General features: G+C 30.8%; 23 protein-coding genes and 2 pseudogenes. 7 read left to right on the plus strand and 18 right to left on the minus strand.

Annotation, left to right across the window (positions count from 1 at the left end):
• Nucleotides 1-56: 56 nt before the first annotated feature.
• The 3 genes and pseudogenes from JJC03_RS10295 to rplS form a co-directional block, all read right to left on the minus strand.
• The gene (locus JJC03_RS10295) at nt 57-5,234 is read right to left on the minus strand and encodes a PDDEXK-like endonuclease domain-containing protein (RefSeq protein ID WP_235873277.1); all 5,178 of its coding nucleotides are present in this window, start codon (nt 5,232-5,234) and stop codon (nt 57-59) included.
• A gap of 243 nt (nt 5,235-5,477) precedes the next feature.
• Nucleotides 5,478-7,697, minus strand: a complete 2,220-nt coding sequence (locus JJC03_RS10300) for an NADP-dependent isocitrate dehydrogenase (protein ID WP_235873278.1) — start codon at nt 7,695-7,697, stop codon at nt 5,478-5,480.
• A gap of 245 nt (nt 7,698-7,942) precedes the next feature.
• Nucleotides 7,943-8,292 (minus strand): annotated as a pseudogene (gene rplS / locus JJC03_RS10305) (50S ribosomal protein L19).
• Nucleotides 8,293-8,656: 364 nt separating this feature from the next.
• On the opposite strand from rplS, the gene JJC03_RS10310 reads away from it, so the two are divergent.
• The 3 genes from JJC03_RS10310 to JJC03_RS10320 all read left to right on the plus strand — a co-directional run bounded on the left by JJC03_RS10310 (nt 8,657) and on the right by JJC03_RS10320 (nt 13,608).
• A complete protein-coding gene (locus JJC03_RS10310) occupies nt 8,657-10,612 on the plus strand; it encodes a phage tail-like protein (RefSeq protein WP_235873280.1) in 1,956 nt (651 codons plus the stop codon).
• Between the two features lie 257 nt (nt 10,613-10,869).
• The gene (locus JJC03_RS10315; protein ID WP_088398008.1) at nt 10,870-12,477 is read left to right on the plus strand and encodes a phage tail-like protein; all 1,608 of its coding nucleotides are present in this window, start codon (nt 10,870-10,872) and stop codon (nt 12,475-12,477) included.
• Between the two features lie 315 nt (nt 12,478-12,792).
• Nucleotides 12,793-13,608, plus strand: coding sequence for an SDR family oxidoreductase (locus JJC03_RS10320; protein WP_088398009.1), 816 nt, complete (start codon nt 12,793-12,795; stop codon nt 13,606-13,608).
• Between the two features lie 57 nt (nt 13,609-13,665).
• On the opposite strand, the gene trmD is transcribed toward JJC03_RS10320, so the two are convergent.
• From trmD to JJC03_RS10340, 4 genes are all read right to left on the minus strand, one after another.
• Nucleotides 13,666-14,343, minus strand: a complete 678-nt coding sequence (trmD, locus tag JJC03_RS10325; RefSeq protein ID WP_088398010.1) for a tRNA (guanosine(37)-N1)-methyltransferase TrmD — start codon at nt 14,341-14,343, stop codon at nt 13,666-13,668.
• A gap of 73 nt (nt 14,344-14,416) precedes the next feature.
• On the minus strand, nt 14,417-14,860 hold the full coding sequence (locus JJC03_RS10330; RefSeq protein ID WP_088398011.1) for a DUF1569 domain-containing protein: 444 nt from the start codon (nt 14,858-14,860) through the stop codon (nt 14,417-14,419).
• A 22-nt stretch (nt 14,861-14,882) separates the two neighbouring features.
• Nucleotides 14,883-15,680, minus strand: a complete 798-nt coding sequence (locus JJC03_RS10335; protein ID WP_235873282.1) for a class I SAM-dependent methyltransferase — start codon at nt 15,678-15,680, stop codon at nt 14,883-14,885.
• 1 nt (nt 15,681) lies between these two features.
• Nucleotides 15,682-16,011, minus strand: a complete 330-nt coding sequence (locus tag JJC03_RS10340; RefSeq protein ID WP_235874376.1) for a GNAT family N-acetyltransferase — start codon at nt 16,009-16,011, stop codon at nt 15,682-15,684.
• 179 nt (nt 16,012-16,190) lie between these two features.
• Between JJC03_RS10340 and JJC03_RS10345 the strand changes: the two genes are divergently transcribed.
• On the plus strand, nt 16,191-17,123 hold the full coding sequence (locus tag JJC03_RS10345) for a peptidylprolyl isomerase (RefSeq protein ID WP_088398014.1): 933 nt from the start codon (nt 16,191-16,193) through the stop codon (nt 17,121-17,123).
• 80 nt (nt 17,124-17,203) lie between these two features.
• Here the strand turns inward: JJC03_RS10345 and JJC03_RS19210 are convergent, their stop codons facing one another.
• A complete protein-coding gene (locus JJC03_RS19210; protein WP_165764203.1) occupies nt 17,204-17,380 on the minus strand; it encodes an IS3 family transposase in 177 nt (58 codons plus the stop codon).
• A gap of 12 nt (nt 17,381-17,392) precedes the next feature.
• Here JJC03_RS19210 and JJC03_RS10355 point away from each other — a divergent pair, with 12 nt between their 5' ends.
• Nucleotides 17,393-17,701 (plus strand): c-type cytochrome, encoded by a 309-nt coding sequence (locus JJC03_RS10355; RefSeq protein ID WP_235873284.1) that lies wholly within the window; start codon nt 17,393-17,395, stop codon nt 17,699-17,701.
• Nucleotides 17,702-17,909: 208 nt separating this feature from the next.
• On the opposite strand, the gene JJC03_RS10360 is transcribed toward JJC03_RS10355, so the two are convergent.
• On the minus strand, nt 17,910-18,365 hold the full coding sequence (locus JJC03_RS10360; RefSeq protein WP_235873286.1) for a 2-dehydro-3-deoxyphosphooctonate aldolase: 456 nt from the start codon (nt 18,363-18,365) through the stop codon (nt 17,910-17,912).
• Between the two features lie 287 nt (nt 18,366-18,652).
• Between JJC03_RS10360 and JJC03_RS10365 the strand changes: the two genes are divergently transcribed.
• Nucleotides 18,653-19,210: a YeeE/YedE family protein gene (locus JJC03_RS10365; RefSeq protein WP_235873288.1), complete on the plus strand. Its 558-nt coding sequence runs from the start codon at nt 18,653-18,655 to the stop codon at nt 19,208-19,210.
• Nucleotides 19,211-19,214: 4 nt separating this feature from the next.
• Entirely contained in the window at nt 19,215-19,628 is a 414-nt protein-coding gene (locus JJC03_RS10370) for a DUF6691 family protein (RefSeq protein WP_088398019.1), read from the plus strand.
• A gap of 233 nt (nt 19,629-19,861) precedes the next feature.
• On the opposite strand, the gene JJC03_RS10375 is transcribed toward JJC03_RS10370, so the two are convergent.
• From JJC03_RS10375 to JJC03_RS10410, 9 genes and pseudogenes are all read right to left on the minus strand, one after another.
• A complete protein-coding gene (locus JJC03_RS10375) occupies nt 19,862-20,413 on the minus strand; it encodes an energy transducer TonB (RefSeq protein WP_235873289.1) in 552 nt (183 codons plus the stop codon).
• Entirely contained in the window at nt 20,410-20,697 is a 288-nt protein-coding gene (locus JJC03_RS10380) for a hypothetical protein (RefSeq protein ID WP_235873291.1), read from the minus strand. The genes JJC03_RS10375 and JJC03_RS10380 overlap by 4 nt, the downstream gene beginning before the upstream one ends.
• A gap of 215 nt (nt 20,698-20,912) precedes the next feature.
• Nucleotides 20,913-21,419, minus strand: a complete 507-nt coding sequence (locus JJC03_RS17840; RefSeq protein WP_258931294.1) for a hypothetical protein — start codon at nt 21,417-21,419, stop codon at nt 20,913-20,915.
• Between the two features lie 152 nt (nt 21,420-21,571).
• The gene (locus tag JJC03_RS17845) at nt 21,572-21,892 is read right to left on the minus strand and encodes an MFS transporter (protein WP_309597798.1); all 321 of its coding nucleotides are present in this window, start codon (nt 21,890-21,892) and stop codon (nt 21,572-21,574) included.
• Nucleotides 21,886-22,155 (minus strand): hypothetical protein, encoded by a 270-nt coding sequence (locus JJC03_RS17850; protein WP_258931296.1) that lies wholly within the window; start codon nt 22,153-22,155, stop codon nt 21,886-21,888. Before JJC03_RS17850 ends, JJC03_RS17845 begins: the two co-directional genes overlap by 7 nt.
• A gap of 119 nt (nt 22,156-22,274) precedes the next feature.
• Nucleotides 22,275-22,823, minus strand: a complete 549-nt coding sequence (locus JJC03_RS10390) for an RNA polymerase sigma factor (RefSeq protein ID WP_088398022.1) — start codon at nt 22,821-22,823, stop codon at nt 22,275-22,277.
• Nucleotides 22,814-23,925, minus strand: a pseudogene (locus tag JJC03_RS10395) (glycosyltransferase). The gene JJC03_RS10390 and the pseudogene JJC03_RS10395 overlap by 10 nt, the downstream one beginning before the upstream one ends.
• Nucleotides 23,926-23,993: 68 nt before the next feature.
• Nucleotides 23,994-24,617: an FMN-binding negative transcriptional regulator gene (locus JJC03_RS10400; protein ID WP_088444556.1), complete on the minus strand. Its 624-nt coding sequence runs from the start codon at nt 24,615-24,617 to the stop codon at nt 23,994-23,996.
• Nucleotides 24,618-25,984: 1,367 nt separating this feature from the next.
• Entirely contained in the window at nt 25,985-26,254 is a 270-nt protein-coding gene (locus JJC03_RS10410; RefSeq protein ID WP_088398025.1) for a hypothetical protein, read from the minus strand.
• Between the last annotated feature and the right edge of the window lies 1 nt (nt 26,255).

Genomic DNA, 26,255 nt, shown 5'->3' on the forward strand with positions numbered 1-26,255 from the left:
TCGACAAAGTTTCATTTTTATAAGACTTGTCAATGATTTTTGTTGTTTATTGAATTTTAATTGTTGTCATTTATTTCTGTTAATTTTGGTATATATTCACTTATTATTTTCCATTCTTCTTCATAGTAATTGTTGTTAACAGATTTTCCCTCTGCTGTAAAACTGTTGAATAGAAGTTTTTGAATATATGGGGAAATATTTTTTGGTAAAATTTTATATTCTATGCTATCAGAATCTTGATAAAGAACTTTGTAACCTTGTAAATGCAGGATTTCTCTATTAGTGATTTTTTCGGTCTTATGTGCTTTGAAAAAGATATCTGAGCCACGCTTAATTTTTAAAGAGATAATTGTATCTTCTTCGATAAGTTTTAAGCACAATATTTTAGCATTAGGATTTTTTCCATAAGAATAAGTATAGTTCATTTTTTTCTTCAAAATAGATTTCACATAAACTTTATTTACATGTCCGTTGTCGTAGCATTGTAAAAGAAATCCATTTTTATACTTTTCATCAATGGCTAATGAGTATAAACAATTCTCTTCTGAAAATTCTTGAATTTTGTATGTGTTGTTTCTGAAAAGATTGAAGTAGCACAGAGTTTTGTTATCGCTAGAGATTTGATTTGTATGATTTGATTCTTCCAAATCTTTTTCAATCCGATCTATAAATGATTCATGTTTTTTTACCGTGTCATTTAATTGATTTACAGAATTAGATATTTCACTATTTTCCTCTAAAATGTCAATGTATGATTTATGTTCCGGCAAAACATATTTAGATATTTCTTCCTGTTTCTCAAATTCAATTTCAACATCAGGTTTAATTGTTGTGTCAATAATTGTTTTGTATTCCTTCTTAGTGTTTTTTTCAATAAAATCAATAATTTTTTGTATTTCTTCTTGCTGATTTCTTTTAAATGCTGAATAAAGTACTCTATATACTTTCCAACCAACACGTTCTAAAAACTCTTGTCTTTCAATATCATAAGCTACATCTTCTGGAAGCGAATGAAAAGGGTCGCCGTCACATTCTATCGCAATCATTTTTCCGTTATTGTGAACAACTAAATCAATTTTAAAGTTGATATAAACTTGTTTTCCAAGTTTATGATTATAAAAAAGTTCTGCTTCTTTTACATTGTATTGCGGTTGAATATAACTATATCCATTTTCTATAAGTGCTTTAGCAATATCACATTCAAACCAACTGTCAAAAGGTTCAGGCACATTGTGTCGGAATCTTTCTATATTGTTGTTATCAATTTGTAGTTGAGAAACGGGTTTTGCTTCATCTTTGAAGAAACTCAAAATTTTATTTCTAAAATCAGTTGTTTGTAAATCGCTATGCTCAACAGAATGAAATAAAATCATTTGTTCTTTTGCCCGACTTAAAGCTACATTGATTTTTTTAAATTCATCTTGGCTACTTATAATTGCTCTGGGTTTAGCATTTTGATTTTCTTTCAATTTCTGAAAATCTAATGCAACTCCAAGAGAAACAATCATAACGTCTCTTTCATCTCCTTGAAATTTTGGAGAATCTTCAATAATAATTTTGTGCTTATCTATCTTATCTTTTCCAAATTCATTGGCTAAATCTTCTTTTATATCCTTTAGTTTTTCAGTATGTTTTGCTAATCCTAAACTAACTACACCAATAGATTTCTTTGCATATTGCTCGTCCTTTAGAATTCTTTGAAGAAATTTTTTAATTTCTTCAATTTCTTTGTAAACAATTTGGTCTTCTGTAAATGCATCTTTCACAAAAACAGTTTCTTTAGGATTAAGTCTATTCGAGTTTATTTGTTTAAGGGGACGCAATGAATTATTATAAAATTCTTTTTTTGAAAATTCAATTAGCTCAGGAACACATCTAAAATGTTCTTTTAATTCAAGGTTAGCAGTTCCTGCAATCATTCCAGCAAGACTAAATAAACTTAAATCACTTCTTATAAAGACAACATTTTGACCTAAATAATCTAAATATTTATTTTTTATTGAATCAAAATCATCACTATTTGCTCCAGTTAAACTGCTTGGTGAAGTCTGCTTGTCATCACCAACAATAATCATATTTTTAGCATAATATCCTAGTATAAGACTATTAAAATCTAATTGGCTTGCTTCGTCAACGATTATGCAGTCAAAAATTTCAGGTTCTTCACCTACAGAGTTTAAGACATCGTTAAACTTCATTACCCAACAAGACAATTTTTTACTAATAGCAATACTATGTTGACGAGCTAAAATTTGAAATCTTGTATTATTTCTAATATTTCTATTTCCTTGCTCTAAAGTTATTTTGTATTGTCTTAAAAGGTTAATAAAGTAATTAAGTTCATCTTCTTGAAACTTGCTTTTAAAGTTTGACTTTGCTAGGTCAAATAAGATGTCACATTTAACTTGAAATATTTTTTGGTTGATAAATGATAATTCTTCTTTGCATTCTTGTAAATCAATAAATTCATTTTCTTTAATGAACCTATTAGCAGAAGCGTATTCAAAATTTTCTTTTGAAATATAATGATTAGGAATACTTTCAAGAGAATCAAAAGTATTCGGAAGTAAGTCTCTCAAATACTTTTTTAAGTTGAGAAATGTTTGTTCTAACTCAATTTGTTTTCCGATTTCTAAAAATCTGCTCTTTAAAAGTTCAAAATCTTGTGCTTCTCCAATGTTTTCAACAGGTAAAAACTTCGAAAATTCATTCTTTAATGAAGATTGCTCAATTATTGAATCAATGTTTTTTAATATTTGAAGGTTCTCGATTAATTGACCATTTATCTTCCCTAATTTATCAATATTGTCTTTTAATACTATTGCTTTCCTTGATAAATTATCTATATCAAATAAATTGATTTTAGTGTATTCTGAAAGATTTATAAAATCTGCATTGAATTGAATTTTAGAAACAACTTCCTTGTTTGTTTCTATCTTTTTCAAAACCTCCTTTAAAACGATGCTTTTTTCATAGAGATTGGAGTTATCGTCATAAGAGAACGAAAAACCATTTTGTTTCAACAACGTGAAATTTTTGTTGATAATAATGAGGTTTTCAATTGCCGATTTTAATTGTAATATTTCAGTTTTGTTATTACACTTTTTACCATTTACAGTAAATTGTTCTAAATATGAAACTTGTTTAAAATTAGAATTGGCGAGTTTTGTAAAAAATCCTGCTTTCCCATTTTCAGCAAACGATAGGTAAGTTTCTATGTCTAAAAGATACTTTGTTCCATTTTCAGTAAGGTTACTAAAAGATTTATTTATCGTAACACTTTCTTGAAAAACCTTATTGTTTAATTGTTTCTGTAGATTCTCTAATTCCTTAATGTTTTTGAGAACGATATCCGAGTTAGAAAATTCATTTGCAACTTTTGCGATATTTTCTAACTGAATGTTTAATACCTTATCTTTGGAATACTCATTTAATCCCAAATAATTTAATTGCTTGATGTATTGCTCTTGAATAGATTGGAAGTTTTTAAAATCAAAACTTTCTAAGTTTTTCAATATTGATGAAATATCAATATTGATAGCATTATTGTATCGGATTTCTGTTCCAATTAATTGTTTGTATTTTAAAATCTCATTTTTAATAATTTCAAAATTTAATATAGCTTCATTTGATAATTCATCTTGAATCCAATTCCATTCTTCTGATTCTTTCGATTCAAATTTTTCAACAATTTGATAAGCTCTTAAATTTTGAAAAGAATCATTAATTCGAAATTCAGTGTATTCTTTTTCAAGGGCTCGAATAATTTCGGATTTTAATTTTACATATTCAGCTTTTAAATTGTCTAACTCTTCAATTTTTGCTTCAACATTTAGATAAAAGTTGTCGGACAAAATTTTTGAAATATTGCCAATACTTTTTTCTAAAGAAAACCGATTTGGATTGGTTTCTAATTGAATTTTTGTGAAAATCAAATCATCAAAAGTTTCAGGAATTTTATCTAATAATGATTCTAAAGCCTTATCAGTTTGTGCTGTAACTAAAACTCTTTTCCCTTGTGCTAACAAGGAACAAAGTATATTTACAATCGTATGAGATTTTCCAGTTCCAGGAGGTCCTGTTACAACAGTTAATCTGTTTTTTAAATAATTTTCATAAATCTGTTTTTGTTCCTTGTTATACGGAAGAGGGAAAAACACAGAAAAGTCGTCATCGCCATTTAAATTTTTAGCTTTGGATTTATGAGTTTCAAATAGTTCGTCTTTAAAATAGTTAGGTTTTGTATAAGAATTGTTTCCTGATGATTCAGGGTTTCTAACTAACAGATTAAATAGTTTTGCTTCTATTTCATTTTCATCATTGTATTTAATAATTGAATCCGTTAATTTCTCAAAAAAACGTGGCTTTCGTTGTTTAATATTTATTGCAGGAGAAAATAGCACCTTAAAATAATCTTCTCTGAAATGGTCGCTTTCTGGTCTGTAAATTGAATTGTCAAATTCTGAATTATTCGAAATTTTCTGAATAGATTTTGCAATTAAATCTTTAAACTCGCTTTCAAAAATATACTCATAGCCAAGTTCAGTAATTTTCTTTTCAAATCTATCAATGATATTTGATAATACTTCTTTCTCAATTGGAGTATTATTGAGAAAGAAAAAATCTGCATAAGGATTTTCTAAATCAGAAAATGAAATTTTTACAATATTGTTTGAATCAATATCTAATGCTAAAGGGAAATGAAATAAATGTTGATTAGTTTTTGATAAGTTTCCATTGTTGTTTAATTTGGAATATTGTATGAAACCAACACTCAAAACGATTTCTAAGTTTGAATCATTTTTAATATCGTTATAAGCTCGGTATAGCTTTGAATAAGTTTCTTTGTTTTTTTTAAACTTTTTTAATTTCTCTATTTCAACTTTTCCTTCTGTCGAATTTTGAAAACTAACAAGTTCTTCTTCGTCTCCGTTAATACTCTCAAACTTGTTTTTAGCTTCGTCAAACTCAATAATTTCTAAGAATCTATTCGGGATTTGTATATTTGGTTTATACGGTTTTTGTAAAGAGAAAATTAGATGTTGTTTTTTGAATTTTGGAGAAAAAACATCAATAAGAGTTGATTCACATATTCCTGATTTAACGAAGTGTTCTATTTCATCAATCCAAATAAAGTTGCTAGAAACAGTTGAATTTAGAACGTCTTTCACTCCTCTTTCGAGCAGTTTTTTATATTCTTTTAGAAAGGTTATGTATTGGTTGAGTACTTTCATCTGTTTTAATAGAAAAGTTTTAGTTTTATTTAGAGTTTGTATATTTTTTTGATTTTAATTTTAGATTATGCTTTTCAAAATCAAACAATATTTCCTACTCTAAATCCCAGTTTGTTTATTCCACTAATATAAAAATTCTAATATAAATAGTAGTGCAGTTTTCCGTAAAAAACTAATTATTTATCAAATATAAAAAACAAAGGCCGTCTTTCGACAGCCTTTATATTATCTAATGAAGTTGTATTACAACTTACCTAAAATAGTATTCAAAGTTTCGCTTGGACGCATAGCTTTGTCAGTCAATTCAAATGAAGGTTGGTAGTAACCCGCAATTTCTTGTGCTTTTCCTTGAGCCGCAATTAATTCAGCGTCAATCTTCGCTTCGTTAGTCGTCATTTCCGCTGCAATTGGTGCAAAAGTTGCTTGTAAGTCAGCGTCTTTGGTTTGGTTAGCTAAAGCTTGTGCCCAATATAACGCTAAATAGAAATGTGATCCACGGTTGTCAATTTCGCCTACTTTACGCGCTGGCGATTTGTCGTTTGCTAAGAATAAAGCATTGGCTTCGTCTAAGGTGTCAGCTAAAACTTGTGCTTTTGCATTGTTTTGCGTTTGTGCTAAATGCTCTAATGATGCTTGTAGTGCTAAGAATTCACCTAATGAATCCCAACGTAAATAGCCTTCTTCTACAAATTGTTCTACGTGTTTAGGAGCAGAACCTCCAGCACCTGTTTCAAACAAACCACCTCCATTCATTAACGGAACGATAGATAACATTTTTGCCGAAGTTCCTAATTCTAAAATAGGGAATAAATCGGTTAAATAGTCACGCAATACGTTTCCTGATACTGAAATGGTATCTTTTCCTTCACGGATTCTTCTCAAGGTTTCAGCCATCGCATCTTTTACATCCATGATACGGATATCAAGACCCGTAGTGTCGTGGTCTTGTAAATATTTTTCCACTTTCTGGATCATTTGGCTATCGTGTGCACGACCTTTATCCAACCAGAAGATAGCAGGAGTGTCTGATAAACGCGCTCTAGTCACGGCTAGTTTTACCCAGTCTTGAATAGGAGCGTCTTTGGTTTGACACATTCTAAAGATATCGCCAGCTTCTACTTTTTGCGATAATAAAACGGTTCCGTTTTCGTCTTCAACGGTTACCGTTCCGGCAGCATCCACTTGGAATGTTTTATCATGTGAACCATATTCTTCCGCTTTTTGTGCCATTAAACCTACGTTAGGCACGGTGCCCATAGTTTTAGGGTCTAAAGCACCATTGGCAATCATATCGTCTACTACAGCTTGATAAAAACCAGCATACGTACGGTCTGGGATAATACAAACGGTGTCTTCTTCTTTTCCTTCGGTATTCCACATTTTACCACCACTACGAGCTAAGGCAGCCATAGAAGCATCTACAATCACATCAGAAGAAACGTGGAAGTTAGTAATTCCTTTGTCTGAATTTACCATTGCCACACGTGGACCATTGGTTAAAGCCGTTTCAATAGCTCCTTTAATTTCAGCTTCTTGTGCGTGACCAGCAATTTTTGCGTATAAATCTTGTAATCCGTTGTTAGGATTAATATCTAATGATTTGAATGTATCAGCATAGGTTGCAAAAACTTCTGCAAAATAAGTTTCTACAATAGCACCAAAAATGATAGGGTCAGAAACCTTCATCATGGTTGCTTTTAGGTGTGCAGAAAGTAATACATTTTTTTCTTTAGCTTGTGCAATAGCTTCTTTAGTAAAAGCTTTTAAAGCCGCTAAATTCATAACGGATGAGTCAATTATTTCACCTGCTTTTAGAGCTGCGAAGTCTTTTAATACTTTTGAAGTACCGTCGTTTGCTGTGAAAACAATTCTGAATTTGCCATCGTTTGCTACGGTTGTAGAAGTTTCTGTACCATAAAAATCACCCGCATTCATATGTGCTACCGATGTTTTGCTGTCTTTTGCCCATACACCCATACGGTGTGGGTTTGCTTTAGCATAATTTTTTACCGCTTTAGGAGCACGGCGATCCGAGTTTCCTTCGCGTAATACTGGGTTTACAGCCGACCCTAAAACTTTTGCATATTTAGCTTTGATGTTTTTTTCTTCGTCGTTTTGTGGTTCTTCAGGGTAGTTAGGTATTGCAAAACCGTGTGCTTGTAATTCTGCAATCGCTTCTTTTAATTGTACGATAGAAGCAGAAATGTTAGGTAATTTGATAATGTTAGCTTCTGGTGTAGTAGCTAATTGTCCTAATTCGGTCAAAGCATCGGCAATGCGTTGTTCTTCTTTTAAGAATTCAGGAAAATTAGATAAAATACGTCCTGCTAATGAAATATCTCTAATTTGAATGTCAATATTAGCAGTTTTTGTAAAAGCTTGAACTATAGGTAAAAACGAATGGGTAGCTAGCATAGGAGCTTCATCCGTTAAAGTGTAGTGAATCGTTGATTTGTTTGACATTATACGGTATGTTTTATTTTGATCACAAATATAAACAAATCAGTCTGAAGTCTGTTTTTTAAATGTATTTCTAGATTGATTTTTATGAATCTAAAAATTAGAGATAATCTGGAATGTGATTTTAAAAAAATAGCCTTCAAATTTTGATAGGTTATTATTTTTGAAGAATTTTAAAAAGAGGAAAAAGGTGTTTAGGGTAATAAAAAAGCCCCGAATTCGGAGCTTTTCTATTGTTTAAAGAAAGATTATTTACGGCTTTCTTTGATTTTAGCTTTCTTACCAGTAAGGTTTCTGAAGTAGAAGATACGAGCTCTACGAACTTTACCTTTTTGGTTAACTTCGATTTTTTGTAAAGCTGGCATGTTAATAGGGAAGATACGCTCTACACCTACAGCTCCTGACATTTTACGGATTGTAAAAGTCTCAGTTGCACCAGTACCTCTTCTTTGGATAACTACTCCTTTGAAGAACTGAGTTCTTGTTTTTTCACCCTCTTTAATTTCATAGTAAACAGTGATAGTATCACCCGCTTTGAATGAAGGGAAATCTTTTTTGCAACTAATTCGTTGTTTACGAAATCTAATAAACTTGACATTTTTATAAAAATTATAAGTTAAATTCTGAGCAACATACACGATTTTCGCCAGAGGTTGGTCAAATTAGTCGGCAAAGATACTTATTAAGTTTTAAAAAGGCAATTCAATTTATAAAGAATTTATTTTCAATTTATTTATGTAATGGCTTGGATGTTTGAGTTCTATATAGTTTTGATAAAGTGTTAATTCCTGAAAAAAAGAATTAAGAAAATTCTTTATGTATTGTTTTGCTTTTATAATTTGTTAAGCTGTTTTTTTGTATATTGTTGATAAATAAATGAATATGTGTTTTAATATTCCAAAAAAAAGTGTATTTTATAAGTTTAAAAGGAGTATTTTTGCAAAACATTAAAGGAATCAAATATGTATACAAAATTACTTAAAACAGTATTTATTTTATTTATTTCTTTGCCTTGTTTTAGTCAGGTAGGCATTGGAACGGATGCGCCTAGAGGTGCATTAGAAATAAATTCTTCAACCAATGGTTTTCTTCCTCCTCAAGTTGCTCTAACAGCTTCAAATGTATCAGCTCCAGTGGTTAATCCTCAAGGAGGTGGAGTTCCTATAGCAGGTACTATTGTATATAATACAGCAATATCTGGAGTGACTCCTAATAATGTTGTACCAGGTTATTATTATTGGAATGGTTCTAACTGGTTGTTACTAACAAGTCAGTCGAGTTCAAGTCCTTCTCAATGGTCGTTAACAGGAAATACAGGAACTTCTGCCGCTACTAACTTTATAGGTACGACCGATAATACTGATTTTGTAACACGTACGAATAGTGTAGAAAGAGTGAGGGTGACAGGAACTGGTAATGTAGGGGTAGGAATTAGTGCTCCATCTGGAAAGATGCATGTTTTGGCTGTAGGTTCTGATGGAAATCCAGGTGTTTGGGATTCTTCTCATGTTGTTTTTGGAGAAACAGGAAGTACAGGAAATGGATTAGGGTTAGGTTTTAATACTGCAACGGCTGGGAGTGAATATGGTTTTATTTCATCTTTAAAGCCAGGATCTGCTTGGAAAGATTTAAAATATAGAGCCTTGAATCATATTTTTTATAACGGAGGTTTTAATGAGGTTTTTAGAACATCAGGGACTTATGTAGGAATTGGTACAGTTGCTCCAATAGGAAGACTTGATGTGGTTGATAATGTGCCTTCAGCATTAACTAGGTCTCGATTTTTTAATGATGGAGCTGCTTCTAGGCAAGATATACAAATTGGAGCTAATGGTGCTGGGAATGTATATTTAGGGGTTGATGGTGCTAATTCTATTTTTGGATCAGGAGTTAAATCATATTTAGATAATAGAAGTGGAGGTAGATTAGTTTTTGGGTCTAATGGAAATGAATATGTTACAATGTCTGTGGATGGAAAATTAGGAATAGGAACTTCCTCTCCTGCATCTAAACTGGATGTTGCTGCAGGAATTACTACTGCTCAAACAGCTGTGAATGTTACAGGAAGTATTAATGGTTTTTTTCAAATGAACGTACAAAATACCAGTACAGGTACTCAAGCTCAAAGTGGTTATTCGGCTACAGCTAATAATGGTACGGCTACTACTGGTTTTGCTTGGATGGGAATTAATAATTCTAATTTTAATTTTCCTTCAACTTATAATATAGGTGGGGCAAATGATGTGTCTTATATGGGTAGTGGTCAAGATATGTATATTGCCAATGCAAATAATTCTAAATCTATAATCTTTTCTACAGGTACTGCTACTTCTCCTTTCTTTAATGAAAGAATGCGTATTACAAATGCAGGGAATGTAGGGGTAGGAACTAATAATCCTACTACAAAATTACATATTAATAGTGCCTCTTCACCTGCATTAAGAATTGTTGATGGTAGTCAAGGAGCTGGAAAAATATTAGTTTCTGACGCAAACGGTAATGCTAGTTGGCAGGCAAGTGGTTTACCATCTATTTCGGCATTTCAAGATATGGTTATACCTATATGTGCTAATGTATCTGTAGGGTCGACAGGTTCGTTTATTACAACTATAAGTGGTGTGTCTACTACTGTAAGTTGGACTGTATTGTCTAAGCAAACTTCTAGTGCAAGTTTCCCAATAACAGCAGAAAGATTGCAAGTTAGATATAATTTTTCACCTCAATTGCCCTTTGTTCCTAAAGGGATAATATTTAATGCACTTAATAACAGTGGGTATCCAGATACATTCTCTTTAAATTATGCTGCTAAATCGCAATCATCTATTACGGTTAATGTTACAAGAAATGATACGCTAGGAAATGGTGCTGTATCGTGTTGGGCGGGTCAATTCTATTTTGATGTTATGATTATGAATTAAAAGAAGATGTAACTTAAAAAAATATTTTAAGGAGATTTTGGAAAAACAAAAGAATCTACTTGTTAAAATTTAATAAAGAAGTGAATAGAAAAAGAGATGGTGGTTTACATTTGTAAATTTCTGGTTTTTAGATTTTTTTGAAGTGTTTTTAATATTTTGTTTATAAATAAATCTAAATGATTTTAGATGTTGTTTATAATTTGTATATTCGTAATTTTTAAGGGTATTTTTAAAGAAAACAGTAAAAATAAAATCGTATGTCTCCTAAGTTACTTAAAACATTGTTTTTTTTATTCACTTCCTCCTTTGGTTTTAGTCAGGTAGGGATTGGAACAGACGCGCCTAGAGGCGCATTAGAAATAAGTTCTTCAACAAATGGTTTTCTTCCTCCTCAAGTTGCTTTAACAGCTTCAGATACATCAACTCCAGTAGTTAATCCTCAAGGAGGAGGGGTTCCTATAGCAGGTACTATTGTATATAATACAGCAATATCAGGAGTGGCTCCTAATAATGTTGTACCAGGTTATTATTATTGGAATGGTTCTAATTGGTTGTTACTAACAAGTCAGTCGAGTTCAAGTCCTTCTCAATGGTCGTTAACAGGAAATGCAGGAACTTCTGCTGCTACCAATTTTATAGGTACAACAGATAATACTGATTTTGTTACACGTACTAATAATTCGGAAAGAATCAGAGTAACCAATGCAGGCAACGTTGGGATTGGTTCGAATACTCCTTTAGGTAAATTTCAAGTTAATAACGGTGCTTCAGCAATCAGTGGAATATCAGTGAGGGCTTTAGCTGATTGGGATGCTGTGTCAATATCTCATGATGGTAGTACTGGTTATATTAACGCTGCAGGTGTTGAAACAGGTCTTGCTTTTAGAACAAATTCAACTGCTTCGGGTACTTATTTGTCAAATGCTTATACAGAGCAAATGCGATTATTAAATAATGGGAATCTAGGTTTAGGCACCTCTTCTCCTGCATCTAAACTGGATATTGCAACAGGAATTACTACTGCTCAAACAGCTGTAAACGTTACAGGAAGTATTAATGATTTTTTTCAAATGAACGTACAAAATACCAGTACAGGTACTCAGGCCCAAAGTGGTTATTCAGCTACTGCTAATAATGGTACGGCTACTACTGGTTTTGCTTGGATGGGAATTAATAATTCTAATTTTAATTTTCCTTCAACTTATAATATAGGTGGGGCAAATGATGTGTCTTATATAGGTAGTGGTCAAGATATGTATATTGCCAATGCAAATAATACTAAATCTATAATCTTTTCTACAGGTATTGCTGCTTCTCCTTTCTTTAGTGAGAGAATGCGAGTTACTAATGCTGGAAATGTAGGGATTGGATCGAATGCTCCTTCAAGAAAATTAGAAATTAATTCAGGAGCTTTGGCGACTCCATCAATTCGTTTAACACAACAAAAAGCTAATGTTGCAGCAACAGCTACAACCGGTGATGGAACAAAAGTTCTAGCAGTAGATAATAATGGAGATGTTGTTACAAAAGTAAATGAAAAAAGATATTCTCCAAGCACTTGCTCTTGTACAGGTGTTTTTCCGTATACTTTGCCTGCTGATTTAACTACTTATGAGGAGTATGATGGTAATTGGAGTGGTAATGCTCAGTTGAATACTACTTTGCCTGATTTTATACTCCCAACAGTTGCTAATGCTATTGCAGCAGGTCATAAATATGGAGATGTAGTCGTTATTCATAGAGGATCAACTTATAATGTAGTAATAGGTACCACAAATACAAATTTGGCTTCCGTTCTTAATTTACCAGCAACTACCTCTGTAGGTTTTGCTTTGGGTATAGATAAATGGTATAGAGTTTTTTAAAATGTTGTGATATTCTTTATATCGCTTTAAATAGTTTTTTGTTATGCTATTTGTTGGAAAAGCAAAAAACTATTTAAAGTAAAAATATATTTCTCTTCTATTTTTTAGCTATTAAATTAATATTTTGTCAATTGATGGCTTGAAAAATACCTGTATTAATCTTAAATTTATGTTAAGATTTGTAAAGAAATATATGTTCTGAAATAAAAAAACAGTTTGCCTAAATCTTTAATTGTGATAAGCTCCTGTTTTAAGTTAAAAAAAAATTGATGTGTAATAGTATGGTTCTTTTTATAATTTTAAATAAAAAAAGTTATGCTCAAAATATCATTTAAAGATAAAAAAGTACTTATTACAGGAGGAGCTTCGGGAATAGGAAAAATAATGGTTCGGAAAGCTTTAGAACGAGGCGCGTCTGAATTAATTGTTTGGGATATAAATGCAAAAGGATTAGAAGAACTAAAACAAGATTTTGTTTTTTTTGAATCAAAAATAAAAGTTTATACGGTTGATTTATCTAATATGCAAGAACTAATTGCATTAGCAAATAGAGTAAAGCAAGAAAGAGGTGTAATCGATATTTTAATAAATAATGCTGGTATTATAGTAGGAAAGCATTTTTTAGATCATACAACTGATGAAATATCTCGGACTCTTTTAGTTAATTCAGAAGCTTTGATGCAGACTACTTGGGCTTTTCTACCAGATATGTTAGCGCAAAATTTTGGAGCTATATGTAATATAGCCTCATCTGCAGGATTAGTGTCTAGTCCTAAAATGTCTGTTTATGTTGCTTCTAAATGGGCTGTAGTAGGTTGGAGTGATAGTATTCGTTTAGAATTATTGAAAAAAACAAAAGAAGTTTCAGTTACGACAATCATGCCATATTATATTAATACAGGAATGTTTGATGGAGTTCGTTCAAAGTTGTTACCTATATTAGATCCAGAAAAAACAGCAGAAAAAATTATTTGCGCTGTAGAAAAAAGGACTCGAATGCTAGCAATGCCAATGCCATATTGGTTTATTCGCTTAGCTCAGGGGCTTTTTCCTCTGTCTTTATATGAATGGGTTATGGAGAATTTATTTGGTATTTATGATACAATGAATGAATTTAGAGGGCGTAAATAAAAATACTTTGTGGGAAAAGACTGTTTTTTCTTTTAATTCCACAAAGTATTTTTTTAATTAATCTTCTAAAAGATCAGGTCTTCTGTTTTTCGTGTGTTCGTAAGCTTGATCCTCGCGCCATTTGTCAATATTAGCTTGGTGTCCGCTTAATAAAACATCTGGAACTTTCATTCCTTTGTATTCAGCAGGTCGTGTATAGATAGGAGGAGATAATAAGTTATCTTGAAAACTATCTGTTAGAGCCGAGGTTTCATCACTTAAAACCCCTGGTATTAGACGTATAAGCGCATCACATAAAACAATAGCGCCAATCTCTCCTCCGCTTAAAACATAATCACCTATAGAAATTTCTTTTGTGATGTGTAGATCACGTACTCGTTGATCTACTCCTTTGTAATGACCGCAAAGAATGATAATGTTTTTATACATAGACATTTTGTTTGCTAGTGGTTGACGTAAAGTTTCACCATCAGGGGTCATGTAAATTACTTCATCATATGTACGATCTTCTTTTAATTTTGAAATGCACTTGTCAATAGGTTCTATCATCATTACCATGCCAGCACCACCACCAAATTGGTAATCGTCTATACTACGACGCTTATCAATGGTGTAATCTCTTAAATTATGAAAATGAACCTCAACTAACCCTTTTTGTATAGCTCTTTTCATGATAGAGCCTTCAAAAGGACTTTGCATTAATTCAGGTAAAACGGTAATAATATCTATTCTCATATTCTTCAGTTACAAAGGCGCAAAGATACAAAGTCACAAAGGATTTGCCAACTGAATTCTGAGGCTGATTGAATTAAACTCCAAATTGTCGTAAATGATGATCTAAATGATTCCATTGAAGTTTATTCCAATCCTGATTAGATAATTTGCCCCAAAAAGGATGAGTATTGAGTTTGATAATCTGGATTCCGTCTTGAAATTTTCGTGTTTTTTTAATCAATTCGGATTTTGTTTTTTCAAAATCGTATTTTTCTTTAAAAATAAATTGAGGAGCCGTAGGGCTATTGTGTTTAAATTCATTATTTAATACCTTTTTTTTAATTATTCGTCCAAATAATTGCATTATAAAAGGTATTTTTAAGACTAAATCGCCAGTAGCAACATCTATTGGAGCAATACAATGTTTCATCATTTGATCAACACTCATGTTACCCCATAAAGCTTCACTTTCAGGGGTTAATTTTTCAATTCGACATATTAATTCTTCATTGTCGGATGGTATAAAGATGTTTTTCATTTTTTAGTATCGTTTTTTTGAGTTATATTTTGGTAGCAGTTAAACTGAATACCATAGGAATTTTATTTTCTAAATGTTTAATTCTGAACTTACCTTTTTCAAATTCTTCTGTTTGATTAAAGCAGTTATAAGGGGAGTAGTCATATTCCTCAAAAGAATTAATTTGAAAACCATTTTTGATTAGTGAATTTAAAACCTCTGAGGTTGGATGGTTCCATGATATAGTTTTAGTTTCTATATTTGAATTACGATTTCCATAGGTTCCTTTTTCTTCTTCTATAATAGTTTCTACATTAAAATAATTATAAATTATTTTTTTAAAATCATTGTCAAACATCCAGACAAATGGGTGGAATTCTACAAAAACTAATTTACCATTAGGTTTTAATAAATGGGCTATAATATTTGCCCACTTATCTAAATCTGGTAACCAGCCAATGGTTCCGTAACTAGTAAAAACTAAATCAAATTTTTTCTTTATATGATTAGGAGTATCATAAACATCGCAACAAATGAATTGAGTATTTAGTCCTAATTGAGTATTTAATTTTTGAGCAGTTTCGATTGCTTTATCGGATAAATCAATACCTGTTACTTGTGCTCCCATACGTTGTAAAGACATTGAATCTTGTCCGAAATGACACTGTAAATGTAAAATGTTTTTATTTTGAATATTACCTAATAGATTTAATTCAATATTATTTAATGTTGATTTACCTTTTAAAAAAGCATTATTGTCGTAAAAATCAGAGTTGATGTGTACAATGGTTTTTTCGTTCCAAGTTTTCTTGTTTATTTCTAAGTAGTCTGCTTTTTTCATTTTATAAATATAGTTCCATTTGTATGTCAGCTCTTACATAATCAGTCTCTTCTAAAGGGACTTCGATAAAATTAAATTTACGGTATAAGTTAAGAGCGGGAATTAGTTTCGTACTTGATAAAAGAAATATTTTCTTTGCTTTTTGAGAAATAGCATAATCAATGCAAGCATTCATTAATAAGGAACTTAATTTCATACCTTGAAAATTCTTATCTACAGCCATTTTAGCTAATTCATAAGTATTAGAATTTGTTTTGATCATTGCTACAGTTCCTACAACTTGATTGTTAGCTAAACAAAAGAAGATTGTACCCTTTTTTTTGGATAATATCTTGCTCTATGTTTTTGAATGTAATAAGATCGTGTGGTTCTATGTAGAAAAATTCTTCCAGCCATGCTTTATTAAGACGAATAAAATCTTCTTTGTATTTAGGGGCATAGCTAATTATTTTGATGTCCATTTGAATATAAAATCGTAATTTTGTTTCTCAAATTTAATAAAATAAAGTGATGCAAGACGGTATTTACGCAAAATTTAATACTTCTAAAGGAGCTGTTTTAGTGAAATTAACACATGATTTAACTCCTGGAACTGTGGGTAACTTTGTAGGTTTAGCAGAAGGGAATTTAGAGAATTCAGTTAAGCCTCAAGGGCAAAAATATTATGATGGATTAAAATTCCATCGTGTTATTCCTGATTTTATGATTCAAGGAGGATGTCCTTTAGGAACAGGAACAGGTGATGCAGGGTATAAATTTGATGATGAATTTCATCCTTCTTTAAAACATGATGGGCCAGGTGTTTTATCTATGGCTAATGCAGGGCCAGGAACAAATGGTTCTCAATTTTTTATCACCCATGTAGCAACGCCTTGGTTAGATGGAAAACATACTGTATTTGGTCATGTAGTAGATGGGCAAAATGTTGTGGATGCAGTTGCGCAAGATGATTTGTTAGAATCAATTGAAATTATTCGTGTAGGAGCAGAAGCTGAAAAATGGAATGCAATTGAAGCTTTCCGTACATTTGAAGGTGCTCGAGAGAAAAGGGTTGAAGAAGCAAAACGTCAAGCAGAAGAAGCTATGGAAAAATTAGCTGCAGGTTTTGAAAAAACAGAAAGTGGTTTACGTTATAAGATTATTCAAAAAGGAGAAGGGAAAAAAGCAGAAAAAGGAAGTACAGTATCTGTACATTATCAAGGTTCTTTAGAAAATGGACAAGTTTTTGATTCTTCTTATAAAAGAAAGCAACCAATAGAGTTTCCATTAGGAAAAGGATATGTAATTGAAGGATGGGACGAAGGGATTGCGTTATTACAAGTTGGAGATAAGGCTCGTTTTGTAATTCCTTCTTATTTAGGGTACGGAGATAGAGGAGCAGGAGGTGTAATTCCTCCAAATGCGACTTTAATTTTTGATGTAGAATTGATGGAAGTGAAATAACACATGAATTTTACATTTATATAATTTAAAAAATCCTACCTAGAAATAGACTGAACCCAAAAGTTTAGATAAATTTAAACTTAATTTTGAAAATAGTGAGCTCGATATTTTATCGGGCTCATTTTGTTTAAATTTGATTTAATTCTTTCGTTATTGTAATAGGTAATGTATTGTTTAACTTCGGTTTTTAGTTCTTCTATTGTTTTAAATTTTTTAATATAAAAAAGGTGGGATTTTTTTATATTTACCCAAATCAAAAAAAGTATAATATGTTAAATAAAAAAATATTAGGAGCTCTTTGCTTAGGAATAATTCTTTTTTCTTGTTCAAAAAAAGCAGTAACCCCAGTTTCTACCGCAGAAACTAAGACTGAGGTTGCTAAAGTAGATCTTCCCGCTGAAATTGCGGAAGGAAAATTGTTATATGAAAATAATTGTGCAAAATGTCATAAATTATTCCCTGTATCTAAACATGATAAAGCAGGTTGGACTAAGACGGTAGATAGGATGGCACCAAAAGCTAAGCTTACAGATGATCAAAAGCTATTAGTGTATAATTATCTGACTTATGGTATGTAATGCTTTTTAATGGAGGTTTTGTGTAATTTTTAATAAAAGAAACGTCTATTGTAGTTTTTTAGTTTAAAATGATAATAGAAGAGTGAAACAGTTTCATCGCTAGCGTATGTTGTGTTCCACTCTTTATTTAATAAAGTTATTAGGTATTTTTGGATTGTCAGTAATTAAATTAATCTTTTGACTGACTATTTGTAGTTACATAAAACTGTTATTTTTTAGCTGAGAAACCTACAGGAATCATCAGTTCTCCTCTTTCGAACTTATTTAGGTAAATGATCATAGGTTTTGATTGCCCTGGATAAGTTATTTCGTAAATGTCTAACATACCTGCTCCTACATCTGCTCTGTTAGTAGGAAAAGGACAGCATGATTCTACTAATTTGTAGGAAATAGGTTCTCCTTTTGGTCCTGCTAAAGCATTTAAAAAACGTTTCTGGTTATTTTCACCATCTTCTAATGATGTGAAACCTACGTTTACAGGGTAAAATTCAGTAAATGCATATTTTTTATCAGTTGCATTTTTAGTAATAACAAAACTGTTATATTTTTCATTTAAAGACGGACCAGGAATATTATTGTCTATGTTTCGAATGGTATTTCGAGTACTAATACAACTGCTTAATAGTAAAAAGCTTGAGAGCACTAAAGAGTATAGTTTTTTCATTATCTTAGAATTTTTTTACAAATATAAAAACAAAAGCTCGTAAGAAAATATTCCTTTTTGATGAAAAGCTTTGTTTTTTTGAAAAAAATAGTCTTAACTTTGCAACCGAAATTTTAATTCGGGTTTTACTCGGGTGTAGATATTTCTTTTTTCATTATATTGGTTGGGTTAATAAAAGAGTTATCTTAAATTTCACAAAGAGCACCTCAAAAGGGTGCTTTTTGATTTTTACAACTTCTTCTTTGTTAATTTATCATTTCTATTATTTTTGCATAAAAATAATAGAAATGGAAATTTTAACTCAAACTTGGCATTGGGCTATTTCAGGAGCCTTAATAGGTCTGGTTATGTTATTGTTAACTTATTTTGGGAAGACTTTTGGGATGTCTTCAAATTTGAGAACAATATGTTCAATGACTGGAGGTAAAAGATCAGCTCAATACTTTAATTTTGATTGGAGAGAACAAAAATGGAATTTAGCGGTAGTACTTGGGTCTATCGTTGGAGGATATATAGCTTTTCATTTTTTAGGAGGAACTCATAATGTAGATATTAATACTGAAACTATTACACAATTACAAAAGATGGGTATTGATGCTCCTAATGGAAAATATTTACCCGATATAATATTTAGTTTAGATTCTGTATTGAGCTATAAAGGCTTTTTTTTATTGTTATTAGGTGGTTTTTTAATCGGTTTTGGAACACCTTATGCTGGCGGATGTACTTCTGGACATGCAATATCTGGATTAAGTAATTTACAACTTCCTTCTCTAATAGCTGTTATTGGCTTTTTTTTAGGAGGTTTAGTTATGGCACATTTTATTTTACCTTTACTTTTTTAGATAGATGAAATTACTACGTTTTTTTGCAGTTGGATTGCTTTTTGGTATCGTTTTAACAAAAGCAGAAGCGGTATCTTGGTATCGTATTTATGAAATGTTTATGTTTCAATCATTTCGTATGTATGGTATTATTTCAGTAGCCATTTTAGTAGGTGTGTTAGGTATACGATTTATTAAGAAGAAAGAATTAAAAGATGTTGAAGGAAGACCTATTTTAATTCCAGATAAGGATATTTCTGTAGCTCGCTACTTAGTTGGAGGTTTTATCTTTGGACTAGGATGGGCTTTAGTTGGAGCTTGTCCAGGACCTATATTTATATTATTAGGAACCGGAATTCCCGCTATTTTTGTTGTTCTCTTAGGATCTTTGTTAGGAACCTTTATTTATGGTTTGCTAAAAGATAAGTTACCTCATTAATTTGATAGTATACAGATTAGGGGATAGTCTTATTGTGTGCAAATACATAAAATATTTCGTAAATAAGGAGACTTTCGAAAAAAAATATATTGTTTTAACTATTGTTTTTGTTTTAAAAAAGAAAAATAATAAGAATAAAATTGCTTTTGTTTTCTGAAAGCTATTAGGTTTTTCTTTTATTTTGTTAAAATGAAACTAGTTTTTGAATATAATATTTTTCGAAAGCCTCTTTTTTAATTAATTTGAATAGTAATAGGTAATGAATATTGAGTTCTAACAGCTTGTCCTTGATAAATACCAGGTTCCCATTTTGTTTTTATTGATTTAAGAACACGTATAGCTTCTTTGTCTAGGTTAAAACCAGGATTTCGAGGTACTGTTATGTTTGTAATACTTCCATCAGGTTCTACTATAAAATAAACTAAGATTTTAATCGTATTGTTTTCTTCTATTTCAGGTGTCTGAAAACGACTGCTTATGATTTTTAGAAAAGCATCTAATCCACCAGGGAATTCAGGGCTTTTTTCTAGTATAGCAGGAGTTAGCGGTCCTTCAGGAATCGGATCAGAAATTTTCTTAGGAAGAGGTGTTGCTTCAACAGTATTTCCTTGTAAATTTCCTGAAGGACTTCCTTGTGCAGCTAAAGGATTTTCAGAGGTGTTTTTACCTATATCTTCTGGTTTTTTTAAATCATTTTCGGTTGTTTTAGAAGATGCAACTACTTTTGGATTGATTAAATCATGTGTTTTAAGAGTTGTTACTTCAGCTTTTTTGATTTGTGTCAATTGTTTTTCGATTTTCTTTTGTACTTCTTTTTAGGTAAATGTACTGCTGTAATAGTTATATTGCCTAAATCATTATTAGTATTTGTAATTACAGGTTTATCTTTGAAAGAACTTAAAATTATAGGTAAAGCGGCAATGCTGGTTATAACTGAAATACCACTCAAAAAAGCCTTTGTACTAGTATTACCATCTTCTTTACGTAATTGATAAGCTCCATATGCTTTGTTTTTACCCTCAAAAACAAGTTCTAGCCATTCTTTATTGTTTATATTTAATTTTGACATAATTTTTAGGTTTTAATAGTAAATAAAAACTTCTGCAGAAAGTGTATTTTTTTAGTATGAAATAATTATGCCAAAGGTTAAATTTTTATAAAAATATATGAATATTTATAAATTAATGTATTTATTTAGGTATAATGCGTTTTTTTGAATGAGATGTTTTTTTAATATTTGATTTTATCTATTGATTAAAATATGAAAAACTTTTATTAACCTTTTTATTCTAAAAAATCTAAATCTTTATTGTGGGTTTCCTCTATAGAAATAGTAGTGTAAATTCCTAGTGAAAAGACAATTAAGCCTATTATGGTAGCTGAAGTAATGATTGTGTTTGATTTTTTGAAATAATCAAAACCAATTAGCATTAAAGGTAAACAGCCTCTGACGATGTTAGGAACGGTTGTTGTAGCAGTGTTTCTAATGTTTGTTCCGAATTGTTCTGATGCAACGGTAACAAACATAGCCCAATAACCTGTTCCTAGTCCAAGCCAAGTACAATAAAAGTAATATGTGTTTTCAGTCATTGGACCGCTATAAAGTGTTAGTGCTACTCCTATGATTGTAAATAACATCATATAAAGAATTGCTTTTTTACGAGAATGCAGTAGGTGTGAGAAAAAACCACTAGCAAGGTCTCCAATTGAAATGCCTATATAAGCCCACATAATAGCTTTTCCAGGTATAATTGTTTTGATTCCTAATTCAGGAGCAAATTGGTTTGCCATTACAGCTAATATACCAATGCAAAACCAAGTTGGTAAACCTATACAAATACATTTAATATACCGAATAAGACGATCCCAATTTGTGAAAAAAGCAAAGAAATTTCCTTTAGAAATTGCTTTGCTATCTTTTATATCTGTATAAACCCCTGATCCTATAACGCCAAAACGTAAAAAAGAAGTAATAAGCCAAGTCCTCCTCCTATGAAGTAAGCTGTTGTCCAATTGTTTGACAGTTCTACAGTTAAATTAGCAACAACAGCACCAAAAAGGCCAAAACCAGCAACAATAGAGGTACCTATAGCTCTTAATTCTTTAGGTAATGATTCTGCTACTAAAGTAATACCTGCTCCCAATTCGCCTGCTAAACCTATTCCTGCAATAAAGCGGAGTAAGGTATAGATGCTCGTTTTGTTTTCAAAAGGAAAATCAGGTAGGAAGCCGCAAGCAATATTAGCTAAAGAATAGACTATAATGGAGCCAAAAAGAACTGATAATCGCCCTTTTTATCTCCTAAAATTCCCCAAAGTATACCTCCTAAAAGAAGGCCGAACATTTGAAAATTAATAATGATTGTACCAGAGGTGTCAGGATTTAATCCTAAATCTTTTAAGCTAGGGACTCTTACAATTGCAAATAGGAGTAAGTCATAGATATCGACAAAATAGCCTAACGAAGCTATGATAACGGGTAAAGAAAAAAGTTGTTTGAACTTTTCTCTATGAGTAATAGTTTTCATTGGTGGTTGGTTTTTACCAAAGATAAAAAAACATTACATGTTAATAGCTTATTTTATAGCGTGTTGTATTTGTTGTTTTAGGTTTGTTGTGAAATGTTTAGATCTTACTGTCGATTAAATTAACTTCTCTCAATAATTTCTGCTAATAATTTTTTAGCACGAAGGATTTTGATTTTAACGTTATTTAATGGTTCGTTTAAATCGTCTGCAATTTCTTGGTAGCTCATTTCTTGGAAATACCTCATTTGAATTACTTCTTGATAAGCAGGTTTGAGCTGTTTAATAAATAGTAGTAAACGGTTGAGGTTTTGTTCCGTAATGATTTGATCTTCTGCACTAGGTGAATCATCAGCTATACCATAAGCAATATCATCTTCTTGATCTGTGATATCTATGAATAAAGAGGATTTCTTTTTTCTTAGTAAGTCTATATGAACATTTTTAGCGATAGCAATTAACCAAGTGTTAAATTGAAATTCTGGATTATATACCGCTATTTTATCAAAAGCTTTTGAAAAAGTTTCGATTGTTATGTCTTCGGCATCTGTTTCATTTTCAGTACGCTGTAACATGAAGGCGTATACTTCATTCCAATATTTATCTAGTAAATAAGTGAAAGATACTTGATCTCCTTTTATTGCTTTTTCTATGTGTTTTTTTATTTCCAAGTAGCAGGTTTTGAAATTAAATTTCTAATAAAAATATTGAGCTGTGTGAAAATAAGGATAATTTCAAGAATAGGATACCAGTACATGATGTCTTTTTCTTTTAATTTTCCAGCTGAAAAACCTAACGAAATCCAGCTGCTTAAATAACGTACACCTATTGCACTTAATACAATGATCCATTGGTACTGCATAGCTAATAAAGTAATAGGTGTAATGAAAAATAAAAACTGGCTTAAATAAAAAGAACTAATTGATTTTTATCAAAAGCTTTATAAAATTGAGCAGTTGAAGCATGACGTCTTTTTTGGAAAAACCATTCTTTGAAGGTCTTTTTAGGAATAGAATAGGTAAAGCTTTCATTTGAAAAACAAATACTCGTATTGGTTGCGTTAGCGGCTTCATTAATAAAAAGATCATCATCACCTGAGCGTATTTTCATGTGATTAATAAAGCCATTTGTTTTAAAAAATTCTTCTCGCTTATAAGCTAAATTTCTTCCTACTCCCATATAAGGCTTTCCTAATTTTGCCCAAGAAAAGTATTGTGTAGCAGTTAGTAAAGTTTCAAATCGTATTAATTTATTTAAAATACCTGATTCTTTTTCGTACGCCCCATATCCTAACACAATTGTTTTGTGTAAGGTGAAGTGAGAAGTCATTTCTTTTATCCAATTTTCAGAATTTGGAAAACAGTCTGCATCTGTAAAAAGTAAATATTCTTTTGATGCCGCTTTTATGCCTAAAGTGAGTGCAAATTTTTTGTTTCCCCAAAAAGCTTCGTTATTTTCTACTTTAACTAATTTTAGGTTTGGAATTTCTTTTTGGAAATCTTCTACTAAAAAACGAGTATTGTCATATGAAGCATCATCGATGATGACAATTTCATAGTTAGGGTAGTTTTGTTTGGCTAATAATGGAATTAGTTTTTTTAGGTTTTCTTCTTCATTTTTTGCACATACCATAACCGAAACAGAAATATGCTTTTCCTTGCTTTCTTGTGGTTTTGTAAAAGAAAATTTACCAAAAACAAACAAATAATATGCTATTTGGATTGTTACTACGGTAAGGAAAAAATAAAATAAGATGAGTAAAAATAGCTCCATATATTCTTTCAAAAATTGATGCGCAAAGGTAGCGGTTTAAAATTCAAATGCCAAATAAGAACAATCAATTATAGATTAAAATTTTCTCTGTTTCTACGCATTTCTAAGGCTATTTGATTGTCGTTAATTTCATTACTTTTTTCCAGTTGGGTTAAGATTCTTTCGTAATTTTTATCATCACGATTTTGCGAAAGTTTTTTCTTTGCGTCTATTTGTGTTACTTGAATTTTAAAGGCTAAAACAGCTTGTGCTTGACGCATTGTTTGGGGCGAAAGTTCTTCGAAATTTAGCGGCTTTTCCTGTTTTGTTTCGTATTTATGGGTTAGTTTTTTTAAAGAAACGATAGTTTCATCTGAATTTAGAATCTGAATTTTTCCATATACGTGAACTGCAATATAGTTCCAAGTAGGTGCATTTTCATGGTCATACCAAGACGAAGAGATATAGGTATGAGGACCTGTAAAAATAGCTAAAATTTCTTCTCCATTGTGAAGACTTTTTGCCTGTGGATTTTCTTTAGAAATATGACCTGAAAAAAATAATTTCTCTCCTTTTTTTTCTAAAAATAAGGGCGTATGAGTTCCCCAATGTTTACCATTAGTAGTATTAATCAAAATAGCAAAGCCATTATTTTGTAAGAATTTTTCAATTTCTTCTTGATTTTCGTTTTTATATAAATCAGGAATATACATATTTTTAAAATATATTAGAATTTAGAATATTTACCCATTTTAATTCATTTTTTTAGCACTTTATTTGAAAATTCAATATTGTAAATACATCTCTTTTTGTTGTAGGCATAAAAGTATGTAACGCTAAAGGTTTCATAAGCATAATACCTCCTTTGGGAACATTGCAAATTGGTTCTTTATTTTTGTTACTCTCTTGATTGGCTAATTTAATGATTTCTTTTTGATGTGATTTAGGAATTATTTTGCAGTTCTATTTTTTTGTTTGATATGATCTAAATGAATTCGTATAGTAAAAATATTTCTAGATAAAAAGAGGTGATTGTGCTACTACTTGTTTTTTTAGTACAATTTGTATAGCCTTCAGTATTAATTTTTTAGAAAGATTAATAGTTAAATTTTGATGGGAAGAAATGTTTCAGGTTTATTTAAATAAAATTGGCTATAAAATAAGTTTTATTACCAATTTTTTTAAAATTAAGTAAGTTGTCAAAATCTAAATAAACTTGATAGGATTCATGAGAAGAGGTATGTATTTAATAGTTTCAGAGGTTTAGTTAAGGTTGAAAAGTCCTCTACATAAGTGGTTGTTAAATCATGAGAATATAATCATGGAGTTTTGAGTGTTTTTATTAACTATTTGTTATAGTTTGTTAATTATGTATTCAATAAACCAGTTAGGTAGATTGTTTTCATCTTCTAGAACGGTCAAATTTCCATTTGACGTTTCAGCAATTATTTTCATTTTTTTCGGAATTGTCTATTAAAAAGCTTTTATCTGCAATTTTTAAAATAGGTAGTAAGTTTTCTAAAGTTTTAGGGTAACGGGAAACTATTTTGTTAGGATCTACAGGGTGTCCTCCTTTATTTACTCGGTCCTCAACTCTTGATATGTTAATTTCGGGATCATCTAAACAAATGAAGTAAAAATAAATTTTGTAACCTCTTTTTTAGCTTCTATTACTTCTTCAATCTTTGATTGATGGCTCATAACCGTTTCAAAACAAAAATTTTGATTTGATTCCATTAATTTTTCTCTAATAAAGGAGGTTATAAGGGCAGATTCGTAACTATGAGTATTTTTAGGTCGATCAATAATTATATTATCAACAATATAAAAGTTGATTGGCTTGTTTTCTAATTTTGATTTATTTAGTAAAGATAGAGCGTTTTTGGTACTTAAGAACTGTTCTAAATGCTCTTGATTCGTGATAATAAGGTATTTAGATAAGTCTATATAGCCCTTTTCGTTTAATTCTTTTTCAATTTGATCGGAATTTATAAAAGTACCTGTGCTATAGCGTTCGCTAAATTTTTCAAAAGGGAACTTTTGCCAGATCCATTAGGACCAGCAAATATTCGTAGTCTTTTTATTTTAGACATATTGAAATTCCTTTTCTAATGTCAGGGGTTTTAGGGGCAACTTTAATGAGTTCTCTTATAACTACAATATTTCCATTAGGATGTGTTTCTATTAACTTTCCGTTGTCAATAGATTTTATACTTAATCCTAGTGCTTTAGATGTTCTAATTGCACTTTGAGAAGCTATTTTTGCAGATGTAGTAACAAGATTTCGTTCGATTTCAATTTCATTTTTTATCTTGTTAGATAATCTAAATTTATTCTTTAAAAATTTCATG

Source organism: Flavobacterium oreochromis (genome assembly GCF_019565455.1).
Taxonomy (GTDB): Bacteria; Bacteroidota; Bacteroidia; order Flavobacteriales; family Flavobacteriaceae; genus Flavobacterium; species Flavobacterium oreochromis.